The sequence below is a fragment of the Antribacter sp. NEAU-D49 genome, assembly GCF_057158775.1.
In genome coordinates this window covers 63,219-74,872 of record NZ_JBXTSN010000011.1, presented here as the reverse complement: position 1 = coordinate 74,872, position 11,654 = coordinate 63,219, and the positions used below count along the sequence as shown (strand labels likewise).

The window sequence follows — 11,654 nt, the reverse complement described above, 5'->3', positions numbered from 1 at the left end:
GGTTGCTGGGGCCGGGGGCGGGGGGGGGGCCCCCCCCCCCCCCCCCCCCCCCCCCCGACGAACTGCCGAAGCAACGTGCGCGGGGCCGGCGCGGGTGTCAGTTGCTGACGGTGAAGCCCTGGTCGTTGCCGTACTCGGTGGCGGCGTCCTGCCAGGCGGTCAGGCCGTCGAGCAGCGGCGTGGCCCCCGTGTAGGCCTGGCCCACCGTGTCGGGGTAGATGCTGTTCGCGTAGACCTGGAAGGGCAGGTACTGCCAGCCGTCGACCACGTTGGCGGCCGACTCCGACAGGACCTCGTTGATCTTCTGGCCGCCGAAGTACTCGGACTCGTAGGCGAGGAACTCGTCCGAGTTCAGGTCCTCGACGGTGGTCGGGAAGGCGCCGCCGTCGATCCGGGTCTGCACGCCCTCGCCCACCGTCGCGTACTCCAGGAACGCGTACGCGAGCGCCTTCTTCTCGCTGGCCTCGGTGACCGCGAGCGACGAGCCGCCGTTCTCGGCGGTGGCGTTCGCGCCCGCCTCCCACTGCGGCATCGGCGCCACGCGCCACTTGCCGGCCGCGTTCGGCGCGCCCGACTCCATGTTCCCGGGCATCCAGGCGCCGGTGACGAGCGTGGCGATGGTGCCGTCGTCCATGGCCTGGAACCACTCGTCGCTCCAGCCGGGGATGTCGGCGAGGAGCCCCTCGTCGATCATCTGCTGGTAGACGCCGGCGAACTTGGCGGCGCCCTCGTCGCCTCCGAGGTCGATCGTCACGTCCGTGCCGTCCACCTCGAACGGCGTGCCGCCGGCCTGCCAGATGATCGAGGTGGTGTAGCCGGCGTCACCGGTGTCGGCACCGATGTACTTGGTGGGGTCCGCCGCGTGGATCGCGCGGGCGGCCTCGACGTACTCGTCCCACGTGGTGGGGACCGCGACGCCGAGCGAGTCGAAGACCTCCGCGTTGTAGAACAGCGCCATCGGCCCGGAGTCCATGGGCAGCGCCCACACGCCGCCGCCCTGGGTGACGGCGCCCCACGGGCCAGGCGTGAACGTCTCCTCGAGCTCGTCAGCGCCGAACGCGCTCACGTCCGCGAGGGAGCCGCCGATGGAGAACTGGCCCAGGGCGTAGTACTCGACCTGCGCCAGGTCGGGCACTCCCGAGCCGGCCGCGATGGCGTTCTGCAGGGCGACGTAGTGGTCGTTGCCGGTACCGACGTTGGCGAGCTCGACGTCGACGTTGGGGTACTTCTCCTCGAAGCCCGCGACGACGTCCTCGAGCGTCGGGTCCCACGCCCAGAGGAGCAGCTCGCCGCCCTGCTCGAGGGCCGCCTCGACGTCGGCCGGGTCGCCGGCGGCCGCGCCGTCGTCGGACGGGCCACCGCAGGCTGTGAGGGTGAGGGCGAGAGCGCCGAGGGCGGCGGCCGCCGAGGCGGCCCGCCGGGACGTGGTCCGGATGGGGGTCATGAGTGGTCCTCTCACTTCGTCGTGGATCGTGAACTCAGGGGTGGTGTCAGCCCTTGACGGACCCCGCCGCCAGGCCGGACTGCCAGTACCGCTGCAGCAGCAGGAACGCCGCGACCAGCGGGAGGATGGTCAGCAGCGCGCCGGTGACGACCAGGTGGAAGATGGCCTCGCCGCCGGCCGTGGACGCCTGTGCGTTCCAGGCGTTCAGGCCGAGCGTGAGGGGGTACCAGTCGGGGTCGCGCAGCATGATGAGCGGCAGGAAGTAGTTGTTCCACGTCGCCACCGTGGTGAAGAGCAGAACGGTCACCGTCCCGGGGGCCAGGAGCGGCAGGCAGACCTGCCAGAAGGTGCGGAGCTCTCCCGCGCCGTCGATCCGCGCCGCCTCCATGAGCTCGTCCGGGATGGCCTCCGACGCGAACGTCCACATGAGGTACAGCCCGAACGGCGACACGAGCGACGGCACGATCACGGACCAGGGCGTGTTGGTCAGGCCCAGCTCGCTGAAGAGCAGGAACGTGGGCACCGCGAGCGCCGTGCCGGGCACCGCGACCGCGCCGATCACCACGGCGAAGACGCCGCGCCGGCCCGGGAAGTCGAACTTCGCGAGCGCGTACCCGCCGAGCAGGGCCAGGAGCGTGGCCCCGCCGGCGCCGGCCACGACGTAGAGCACCGTGTTGCCGAACCAGCGCACGAAGACGCCGTCGTCGTAGGTGAGGACGCCGGTGACGTTCTCCCAGAGGGCGAAGTCTTCCGCGAACCACAGGCCGAACGAGTCGAGCAGGCCCGCCCGGGTCTTGGTCGAGTTGACCAGGAGCCAGACGAGGGGCACCAGCGAGTAGATCGCCATGAGGCCGGTCAGCACCGTGAAGGTGACGCTCCGGCGGGGCCTCGACGCGGAGGCCCGACGGCGGCGCGTGCGCAGGGCTGGAGCGCTCGCCGCGGCGGTGGCCGGGGAGGTGGTGGTCGTCATCGCTCAGTCCTCCCGTCGCATGCCGCGCAGCTGGACCGCGTAGGCGACGATCATCGTGAGGACGCCCATGATGATGGCGATCGCGGCCGAGTAGTTGTACTGCTGGCCGGCGAAGGACAGCGAGTACGCGTACAGGTTGGGCGTGTACGACGTGCTGATGTAGTTGGGTGACAGCGCCTGCAGGATGCTCGGCTCGTTGAAGAGCTGGAAGCTGCCGATGATGGAGAAGATCGTGGCGATGACGAGCGCGCCCCGGATCGCGGGGAGCTTGATGGCGCTGACGATGCGCCACTGGCCCGCGCCGTCGATCCTGGCCGCCTCGTAGAGCGCCGGGTCGATGACCCGCAGGGCGGCGTACATGATGAGCATGTTGTAGCCCACGAACTCCCAGGTCACGATGTTGCCGATGGCGGCGAGCACGAAGTCCGACCGCAGGGGGTCGGGGATCGACACGCCGAACGCGTCGTTGAGGTTGCCCACCAGGCCGAAGCGCTCGCCGTACATGAAGCCCCACATCAGGGCGGCGACCACGCCGGGGACGGCGTACGGCATGAAGATCGAGATGCGGAAGAACCCCATGCCGTGGACGCGGCCGGAGTCGAGCGCGAGGGCGACGAGGAGGGCCAGCCCGAGCATGATCGGCACCTGGACCACGAGGAACAGGGCGACGCGCCCCACGCCCTCCCAGAACAGCGGGTCGCTGAGCGCGCGGGCATAGTTGTCCAGGCCCACGAACGAGTTGCCGCCCACCATCTGCCGCCGGTAGAGGCTGAGGTACAGCGCGTACCCGATCGGCGCGGCGAAGACGAGCGCGAACACCGCGAGGAACGGGCTCACGAAGCCCCATCCCGTCCATGCCGCGCGGCTCCGCCGGGACAAGCCCGTCCGGGTGAGCGCCCTGGGTCTGGCCGGTGATGGCACCGGCACCGTTGCCGTCACGCGAGTCCCCTCTCCTGTGGGCCCGGGCCGCTTCGCCCGGACTCGGACGTCCGTCCGCGATGTTTACGTTAACATCTTGGTGTGGCCGACCCTCCCATCCCCGTGTGGAACCCGTCAAGCCGGGCCGGGGTCACAGTATGGTCAAGCCCATGACCGAATCCGGACGCCGGCGTGCCGGCCTTCGCACGCGCCCAGGTCCGTCCCTGGCCGACGTCGCTGCCCGGGCGGGCGTGTCCGCCCAGACCGTCTCCCGGGTGTCGATGGGGATCTCCAACGTGCGGGCAGAGACCCGCGCCCGGGTGCTGGCGGCGATGGACGAGCTCGGGTACGCGCCCAACTCGGCAGCGAGGGCCCTCCGCTCCGGGAGCTACGGCACCATCGGCATGATCGCCCACCGGCTCTCGCGCACGGGCGAGTCCCGCACCGTCGAGGCGGTCGTGGAGGCGGCGCGCGCCGAGGGCTTCACGGTCACCCTCGTGGACGTGGAGAGCCCGTCGTCCGACGACGTCGCGGCCGCCGCCACGCGGCTGTCCCACCAGGCCATCGACGGCCTGGTCATCATCCGGGCCGAGACCGCGACGCCCGCGACCCTGGTGCTCCCGCCGCGCCTGCCCGTCGTCGTGTCCGACTCCCGGTTCGTGGGGCACCACCCGGCCGTGGGCGCCGACCAGACCGCGGGCGGACGCGCCGCCGTCGAGCACCTGCTCGGGCTGGGGCACCGGACGGTGCACCACCTCGCCGGGCCCGAGGACTCGACGCCCGCCGAGGTCAGGGCCGATGCCTGGCGGGACGCGCTGGTCGCGGCCGGGCGCCCCGTCCCCGACCTCCTCCGCGGCGACTGGACCGCCGACTCGGGCTACGCCGTCGGCCGCGAGCTGCTCGCGCGCGACCCGGAGGTCACCGCGGTGTTCTGCGCCAACGACGAGATGGCCGCCGGCCTGATGCGCGCGCTGCACGAGGCCGGGCGCGCCGTGCCGGAGGACGTGTCGGTCGTGGGGTTCGACGACATCCTGCTCGCGGCGCACCTCTGGCCGCCGCTCACGACCGTCTCGCAGGACTTCGCCGAGATCGGGCGCGCGCTGGTGGACCTCCTCCTGCGCCAGGTGCGGGAGGCGACGCCGCTCGCGGACGTGCACACGCTCGTGCCGGTGCGGCTGGTGGTCCGGGCCAGCACAGCCCCGCCCCGCCCCTGACCGCCCCCACCGGTGTCCGTTGCGGGTATGGCTGTGGCGTGAATCTTGGCGCGAATTCACACCACAGCCATACCCACAGCGCTACTTCGTGGCCTGGCCCAGCTCCTGGGAGCGGTCGCGCGCGGCCTCCGCCGCGGCGAGGAAGGCGGCCCGGACACCGTGGTCGTCGAGCGCCTGGAGACCGGCGGCGGTGGTGCCGCCCGGGGAGGTCACGCGCTCGCGCAGCAGGACGGGGTGCTCGCCCGTCTCGTCGGCCAGCCGGGCCGACCCCAGCACCGTCTGCAGCGCCAGCGTGCGCGCGACGTCGCGCGTCAGGCCCAGCAGGACCCCGGCCTCGGCCAGGGCGTCGAGCACGTAGAAGACGTAGGCGGGTCCGGAGCCCGAGAGGGCCGTGACGGCGTCCATGTCCTTCTCCGCCACCCGCACCACGACCCCCGACCCGGTCAGCAGGCGCTCCACGAGCGCGACGTGCTGGTCCCCCGCGGCCGATCCCGGAGCCACCGCCGTGACCCCGGCCCCCACGAGGGCGGGCGTGTTGGGCATGCAGCGCACCACCGGCGTCCCGGCGGGCAGCCGGCGCTCGAAGTAGTCCACGCTCAGGCCGGCGGCCACGGAGGCGACCACGGCGCCGTCGGGCAGCACGGGACCCACGTCGGTCAGGACCTTGGCGACGTCGTTCGGCTTGACCGCCACGACGACGAGGTCCGCGCGGCCGGCAGCCGTGGCGTTGTCCGTCTCGATCGCCACGCCGTAGCGCTCCCGCAGGGCGGCCGCGCGCTCCGTCTCCGCCGGGGTGACCGTCGCCACCACGTCGCCGGGCGCCCAGCCCGCGGCGAGCGCCCCGGCGAGCACCGCCTCACCCATGTTGCCCGCGCCCAGCACGGCGAGTCGTCCGGTCGTTCCACTGCTGCTCTGGCTGCTCACGACACCCATGGTGCCCTGTCGGGACAGGACAGGCGGGTCGTGCCCGCCGTCAGGACACCGCGGTCAGAGGGGGAACGCCGCGTAGAAGGCCTCCATGACGCCGGACGGGCCGGTCGCCTGGAGCACGGCGGTGCCGTTGCGCCACGTCACGACGGAGGTGTCCGGCGTGGGGCCGGGGGTGATCGCGTAGGTGCCGACCACGTCGACGCCCACGAGGACGTCACCCTCGGCGCTCGCCTCGCCCGCCGCCGCCCGGTAGGCGTCCGCTGCGGCGGTGGCGGCCTCGGGCGTGGCCCACTGCCCGGCCACGACGGTGACCTGCTGCACGCCGTCGCCGAACACCGCGGTCCACGCCTCGACCGCACCCGCGTCGAGCGTGGGCTCGGACGACGCCAGCGAGAGGAGCGCGTACTCGCGCACGGCCGACGGGAGCGCCTTCTGGAAGGCGGTCTCCTCGGCGGCGCGCGCCATCGGCTCCACGGTGGGAGTGGGCGCGGGGGCCGTGGCGGTCACCGTCGGGAGAGCCTGCGGCTCGGCCTCGGTGCGCCAGAAGCCCGGCCAGGCGAAGCCCCCGACCAGGAGGATCGCCGTCACGAGCAGGAGCGCGAGGACACCCACGACGAGCCGACGACGCCGGTACACCGCCGGGGACACCCGGCTGTGAACACGGTCGACCGGGGTGCGGTAGCCGTCACCGAGGTAGCTGGGCCTGGGGCCCTCCGGCCTGCTCGGCGGCGTGCCACCTGGCTGCAGCGGGACACGCTGGTCGGTCATCGTCCTCTCCCGCTCGTCCGCCGCCGACGTTCGCCGACGGTCCGGACGAACTCTATGCCGAGCCGAGGGGCGTCCCGTGCAGGCGCGCCTCCCCAGGGCGTGAGCGTGTCGGTGGCGGCGGGTACCGTCCACCAGGTGACCACGACCACCTCCAAGCGCGCCTCGCGCCCCGCCTACCGCTGCACCGAGTGCGGCTGGACCACCGCCAAGTGGGTCGGCCGCTGCGGTGAGTGCCAGGCGTGGGGCACGGTCGCCGAGGAGGGCCCGGCGGCCGCCGGTCCGCGCACCACCGCGGTGACGCCCACCCGTTCACCCGCGCTGCCCATCGGGGAGATCGACGTCGAGGCCGCCCGCGCCACGCCCACGGGGGTGGGCGAGCTGGACCGCGTCCTCGGCGGCGGGCTGGTGCCGGGCGCGGTCGTGCTGCTCGCCGGCGAGCCGGGCGTGGGCAAGTCCACCCTGCTGCTCGCGGTCGCCAGCAACTTCGCCCTCGGGGTCACGGCGCCCACCTCGGCGAGCACCGGCACCCGGGTGGCCACGGCCGGCACGCCGCGCACCGTCCTGTACGTCACCGGTGAGGAGTCCGCCGGTCAGGTCCGGCTGCGGGCGGAGCGCATCGGTGCCCTGGCGCCCACCCTGCTGCTCGCCGCCGAGACCGACCTGGCTACCGTGCTCGGGCACGTGGAGGCGTCCGACGCCGACCTGCTCATCGTCGACTCCGTGCAGACCATCGCGTCCGCGCAGGTCGACGGCGCACCGGGGGGCGTCAGCCAGGTGCGTGAGGTCGCGGCGGCGCTCATCGCCGTGGCCAAGGAGCGCCAGGTCCCGGTCCTGCTCGTGGGCCACGTGACCAAGGACGGCACGGTGGCCGGGCCACGCACCCTCGAGCACCTGGTCGACGTGGTGTGCCAGTTCGAGGGCGACCGGCACTCCCGGCTCCGCATGGTCCGGGCCGTCAAGAACCGGTACGGCCCCACGGACGAGGTGGGCTGCTTCGACCTCTCGGAGCACGGCATCGTGGGCCTGTCCGACCCGAGCGGGCTCTTCCTCTCCCACGCGGGGGCGGGCGTTCCCGGCTCGTGCGTGACCGTGACGCTCGAGGGGCGTCGTCCGCTGGCGCTGGAGATCCAGTCCCTCGTGGCGCCGAGCCCGCTCGCGAACCCGCGGCGCGCGACCAGCGGCGTGGACTCGAGCAGGCTCGCCATGATCCTCGCCGTCATGCACCGGCACGCCGGGCTGCGGCTGGCCGACCAGGACGTCTATGTCTCGACGATCGGCGGGGCCCGCGTCACCGAGCCGTCGGCCGACCTGGCGACGGCCCTCGCCCTCGTCTCCGCGCGCACCGGCGAGGCGCTGCCCACCGGGACCGTCGCGATCGGCGAGGTGGGGCTCTCCGGCGACCTGCGGCCGGTCACCGGGCTGGAGCGCCGCCTGTCCGAGGCGGCACGGCTCGGCTTCGCCCGGGCAGTGGTCCCGGCCGGCGCCGGTGTGCGGGCGCCCGACGGCCTGCAGCTGCTCGAGGCCCGCCACATCGCCGAGGCGGTGGAGCTCGCCCGCGGCCCGGGCGGTGCGACCGGCAACGGCGCAGGTACCACGGGCGGCTGCGCCGGCAAGGCCCCCGGCACCCCGGCCGAGACCGTGCCGGACCCTGCCCGGGGCCGCCCCCAGGGAGCCGGACGGGGCGGGCTCCGGCCCGTCACGTGAACAACACGTGAAACGAAGGGCTTGTGAACTGAAGCACAGCGTAAGATTTCGTCGTGGCCGAATCCCTCTCGCCCCCTGACGAGCTGCTCCGGGAGACCCTGGCCGCCGTCGCGCCTGGTACCGAGCTTCGTGATGGTCTCGAGCGCATCCTCCGAGGCCGTACCGGTGCCCTCATCGTTCTGGGTCTCGACAAGACCGTCGAGCAGATGTGCTCCGGCGGCTTCGTGCTGGACGTGGGCTTCTCCGCCACGCGTCTGCGCGAGCTGTCCAAGATGGATGGCGCCGTGGTCCTCGACCGCGACGCCACGCGCATCCGCCGGGCGGCCGTCCAGCTCCTCCCCGACCCCACCATCGAGACCACCGAGTCCGGAACGCGCCACCGCACGGCGGAGCGCGTCGCCAAGCAGAGCGGCTTTCCCGTCATCTCGGTGAGCCAGTCCATGCGGATCGTCGCGCTGTACGTGGGCGGCCTGCGGCACGTGCTCGAGGACTCCGACACGATCCTCGGCCGGGCCAACCAGGCCCTCGCCACGCTGGAGCGGTACCGCGCCCGCCTCGACGAGGTGTCGGGCACGCTGTCCGCCCTGGAGATCGAGGACCTCGTCACCGTCCGGGACGTCTGCTCCGTGGTGCAGCGCCTTGAGATGGTGGGCCGCATCTCCGACGAGATCGCCGGGTACGTGATCGAGCTCGGGGTCGACGGCCGGCTGCTCGCCCTCCAGCTCGACGAGCTGATCGGCGACGTGGGCGCCGACCGCGAGTTCGTGATCCGCGACTACGTGGTGCTGGGGCGCAAGGACCGCACGCTGGCCGACGTACAGCGGGACCTCGCCGCCCTCACGTCGCAGCAGCTCCTCGACCTCGGGCAGATCGGCCGCGTCCTCGACCTCCCGGGTGGCGGCGACGCCCTCGACGCGGCCGTCGCCCCGCACGGCTTCCGCCTCCTGTCGAAGGTGCCGCGCCTGCCGGCGTCCATCGTCGAGCGGCTCGTCTCGCACTTCGGCGGGCTGCAGAAGCTCCTCGCCGCGAGCGTCGACGACCTGATGTCGGTCGACGGCGTGGGCGAGCAGCGGGCCCGCACCATCCGCGAGGGTCTGTCGCGCCTCGCGGAGTCGAGCATCCTCGAGCGCTACGTCTGAGGCACGCGCCGGCCGAGGTGCGCACGAGACTGCTTCCAGGTTCGCCGTGGAGCCCGTAGACGCACCCGGAAGCAGTCTGGCGCGCACCCTCAGGGCGTCGGGGCCTGCGGCCCCGGCGTACCGGTCGCTGCCGGGTCGGCCGGCGCCGGGGCAGCCGGATCGGTCGCTCCCGCCGGGTCCGTCGGCGCCGGGTCCGTCGGCGCCGGGTCCGTCGGCACCGGGTCCGTCGGCGCCGGGGACGGCGTCGGCTCAGGGACCACATAGGTCACGGTGACGGGCTCGCTCACGGCACCCGGCACGTCGGCCAACGTCAGCTGAGCCACGTACTCGCCGGCGACGAGCCCCGGCTGGCCGCCCGCGCAGCCCGGGACGGTCCGCACGTCGGACCATCGCACCGGCCGGGGCGGGTCCGCGTCGCCCGGGCCCAGCAGCAGGAGCCGCTCGTCGGCCGGGGCGCAGTCGGCGGACGACCAGACGCGCTCCCCGCCCTCCGGGCCGGGCGCGGCGTAGACGGTGACGGCGCTGCTGACGTCGGCCCCGTCCACGAGGCACGGCACGCGACCGGTGTTCTCGAGCGTCACGGTGAAGGTGACGGGCTGGCCGGGCGCGAACGTGGTCCGGTCGGCGGTGAGGCCTACGTCGAGCGCGCTCGCGGCGCAGCGCTCGGCCGGCCCGGTCAGGTCGAGCGGCTCGGGCGGGTGCTCCTTGTCCGTGACGATCGACGGCTCGGGGTCGGGCCATGCGGCCCACGCTGCGACGGGGACGCCGACGAGGGCGACGAGCACCACGACCGTCCGGGCGAGCCTCCGCCGCCGCGTGCCCGCCGGTGCCCCGGGCGGCCGTGAGCCTTCCGAGTGCGTCCGATCCGGCGTCCGGTCCGGTGCAACGACCACCTTGCTCTGCCTCTCCCTGCCTCGACGACCTCTGCTGACGTGCGGCGACAGCCGCAGGCCCCCACGTTACGTCGCACGCTGCGGCCCCTCGCGGAGCCGCGCCGGACACCGTCCGCCGTCGAAGCAGGGAAGATAGGTCCTCGTGACCACCGCAACCCCCGCCCGGGCGACGCAGCAGGACGAGGTGCGCTCCGCCGTCGTGCGCTGGTTCGGCGGAGCTGCCCGGGACCTGCCCTGGCGGGCCGCCGACCGGACACCCTGGGGCGTCCTCGTCAGCGAGGTGATGCTCCAGCAGACGCCCGTGGTCCGGGTCGAGCCCGCGTGGCGGGCATGGCTCGAGCGCTGGCCCACGCCCGCCGACCTGGCGGACGCGCCCACGGCCGACGTGCTCCGCGCCTGGGACCGGCTCGGCTACCCCCGCCGCGCGCTCCGCCTGCAGGAGTGCGCGCGGGCGGTCGTGGAGCGCCACGGCGGCGTGGTGCCCGACGACGAGGCGGCGCTCCTGGCCCTGCCCGGCGTCGGCGAGTACACGGCGGCCGCGGTTCGGGCGTTCGCGTTCGGCCGCCGGTCGGTCGTGGTGGACACGAACGTGCGCCGGGTCGTCGCACGGGTGTTCGGCGGGACGGCGCTCCCCGCGCCGTCGTACACCGCCGCGGAGCGGGCACTTGCCACGGCTCTCGCGCCCGCCGACGACGCCGACGCCGCCCGCTGGGCCGCCGCCTCCATGGAGCTCGGCGCGCTCGTCTGCACCGCGCGGTCGCCCCGCTGCGAGGCCTGCCCGGTCGCGAACCTGTGCGCCTGGCGCGCGGCCGGCTCCCCGCCGGACACCCACGCCGCCCGCCGCCGGACCCAGGCCTGGGCAGGCACCGACCGGCAGGCCCGGGGCCGGGTCATGGCCGTCCTGCGGCGGGCCGACCACCCCGTGGACCGGGCGCTGCTCGACGACGTCTGGCCCGACCCGGCGCAGCTCGACCGGGCGGTGGCAGGGCTGATCGAGGACGGCCTCGCCGAGCAGGACGAGGCGGGCCGCTACCACCTGCCGAGGTAGTCACCTCGTCCGACGAAGCCACTGTCTCGGCACGGGCTCAGAGGGTCAGCAGCATCCGCGTGTTGCCGAGGGTGTTGGGCTTCACCCGGGCGAGGTCGAGAAACTCGGCCACGCCGTCGTCGTGGGACCGGAGGAGCTCCGCGTAGACGTCCTGCGAGACGGGCGTCCCCTCGATCTCCTCGAACCCGTGCCGGGCGAAGAAGTCCACCTCGAAGGTGAGGCAGAAGAGCCGGCGCAGGCCCAAGGCCCGGGCCCGCTCGACGAGCCCGTCCACGAGCGCGTGCCCCACCCTGCGGCCGCGCCAGTCCGGGTGCACGGCGAGGGTGCGGATCTCGGCCAGGTCGTCCCACATGACGTGGAGAGCGCCGCACCCGACGACGGTCCCGGCGTCAGCCACCAGGAACTCCTGCACCGCCTCGTAGTAGCCCACCATCTCCTTGGCGAGGAGGATGCGCTTCTGGGCGTAGGGCTCGACCAGGGATCGGATGGCACGCACGTCCGCGGGCAGGGCGGGGCGGACGACGGGGGCGGTCAGGTCGGGAGCCACGGCGTCACCCTATGCCGCAGGGCCGGAGTTGTCGGAGCGCTTTGCGACACGCGTTCCAACCCTTGCCAGAAGCACGAAT

At 73.9% G+C, this 11,654-nt stretch carries 11 protein-coding genes; 4 read left to right on the top strand and 7 right to left on the bottom strand.

All coding sequences use genetic code 11. From position 1 onward, the window contains the following. Positions 1–97: 97 nt before the first annotated feature. Genes AC060K_RS10610 through AC060K_RS10600 form a run of 3 tightly spaced genes read right to left on the bottom strand, consistent with a single transcriptional unit; the run spans position 98 to position 3,335 of the window. Entirely contained in the window at positions 98–1,444 is a 1,347-nt protein-coding gene (locus AC060K_RS10610) for an ABC transporter substrate-binding protein (protein ID WP_483765394.1), read from the bottom strand. A 46-nt stretch (positions 1,445–1,490) separates the two neighbouring features. Further along, positions 1,491–2,414, bottom strand: a complete 924-nt coding sequence (locus tag AC060K_RS10605; RefSeq protein ID WP_483765393.1) for a carbohydrate ABC transporter permease — start codon at positions 2,412–2,414, stop codon at positions 1,491–1,493. Between the two features lie 3 nt (positions 2,415–2,417). Then, complete coding sequence (locus AC060K_RS10600) at positions 2,418–3,335, bottom strand: carbohydrate ABC transporter permease (protein ID WP_483765446.1); 918 nt, start codon at positions 3,333–3,335, stop codon at positions 2,418–2,420. A gap of 167 nt (positions 3,336–3,502) precedes the next feature. Between AC060K_RS10600 and AC060K_RS10595 the strand changes: the two genes are divergently transcribed. Continuing rightward, on the top strand, positions 3,503–4,546 hold the full coding sequence (locus AC060K_RS10595; protein ID WP_483765392.1) for a LacI family DNA-binding transcriptional regulator: 1,044 nt from the start codon (positions 3,503–3,505) through the stop codon (positions 4,544–4,546). Between the two features lie 81 nt (positions 4,547–4,627). Here AC060K_RS10595 and proC read toward each other — a convergent pair whose 3' ends face one another. Beyond that, a complete protein-coding gene (gene proC / locus AC060K_RS10590) occupies positions 4,628–5,479 on the bottom strand; it encodes a pyrroline-5-carboxylate reductase (RefSeq protein ID WP_483765391.1) in 852 nt (283 codons plus the stop codon). Positions 5,480–5,533: 54 nt separating this feature from the next. Then, the gene (locus AC060K_RS10585) at positions 5,534–6,244 is read right to left on the bottom strand and encodes a hypothetical protein (protein ID WP_483765390.1); all 711 of its coding nucleotides are present in this window, start codon (positions 6,242–6,244) and stop codon (positions 5,534–5,536) included. A 135-nt stretch (positions 6,245–6,379) separates the two neighbouring features. On the opposite strand from AC060K_RS10585, the gene radA reads away from it, so the two are divergent. Together radA and disA are read left to right on the top strand one after the other, a co-directional pair. Then, complete coding sequence (gene radA, locus AC060K_RS10580; protein WP_483765389.1) at positions 6,380–7,948, top strand: DNA repair protein RadA; 1,569 nt, start codon at positions 6,380–6,382, stop codon at positions 7,946–7,948. Positions 7,949–8,001: 53 nt separating this feature from the next. After that, the gene (gene disA / locus AC060K_RS10575; protein WP_483765388.1) at positions 8,002–9,087 is read left to right on the top strand and encodes a DNA integrity scanning diadenylate cyclase DisA; all 1,086 of its coding nucleotides are present in this window, start codon (positions 8,002–8,004) and stop codon (positions 9,085–9,087) included. A gap of 89 nt (positions 9,088–9,176) precedes the next feature. On the opposite strand, the gene AC060K_RS10570 is transcribed toward disA, so the two are convergent. Beyond that, positions 9,177–9,875: a hypothetical protein gene (locus tag AC060K_RS10570; protein ID WP_483765387.1), complete on the bottom strand. Its 699-nt coding sequence runs from the start codon at positions 9,873–9,875 to the stop codon at positions 9,177–9,179. Positions 9,876–10,164: 289 nt separating this feature from the next. Between AC060K_RS10570 and AC060K_RS10565 the strand changes: the two genes are divergently transcribed. Beyond that, complete coding sequence (locus tag AC060K_RS10565; protein ID WP_483765445.1) at positions 10,165–11,028, top strand: HhH-GPD family protein; 864 nt, start codon at positions 10,165–10,167, stop codon at positions 11,026–11,028. Between the two features lie 37 nt (positions 11,029–11,065). Here AC060K_RS10565 and AC060K_RS10560 read toward each other — a convergent pair whose 3' ends face one another. Continuing rightward, positions 11,066–11,575, bottom strand: coding sequence for an amino-acid N-acetyltransferase (locus AC060K_RS10560; RefSeq protein ID WP_483765386.1), 510 nt, complete (start codon positions 11,573–11,575; stop codon positions 11,066–11,068). Between the last annotated feature and the right edge of the window lie 79 nt (positions 11,576–11,654).

Bases quoted from the DNA above. Each gene is read 5' to 3' on its own strand.
- AC060K_RS10610 (WP_483765394.1), bottom strand. From the start codon at position 1,444: ATGACCCCCATCCGGACCACGTCCCGGCGGGCCGCCTCGGCGGCCGCC.
- AC060K_RS10605 (WP_483765393.1), bottom strand. From the start codon at position 2,414: ATGACGACCACCACCTCCCCGGCCACCGCCGCGGCGAGCGCTCCAGCC.
- AC060K_RS10595 (WP_483765392.1), top strand. From the start codon at position 3,503: ATGACCGAATCCGGACGCCGGCGTGCCGGCCTTCGCACGCGCCCAGGT.
- proC (WP_483765391.1), bottom strand. From the start codon at position 5,479: ATGGGTGTCGTGAGCAGCCAGAGCAGCAGTGGAACGACCGGACGACTC.
- AC060K_RS10585 (WP_483765390.1), bottom strand. From the start codon at position 6,244: ATGACCGACCAGCGTGTCCCGCTGCAGCCAGGTGGCACGCCGCCGAGC.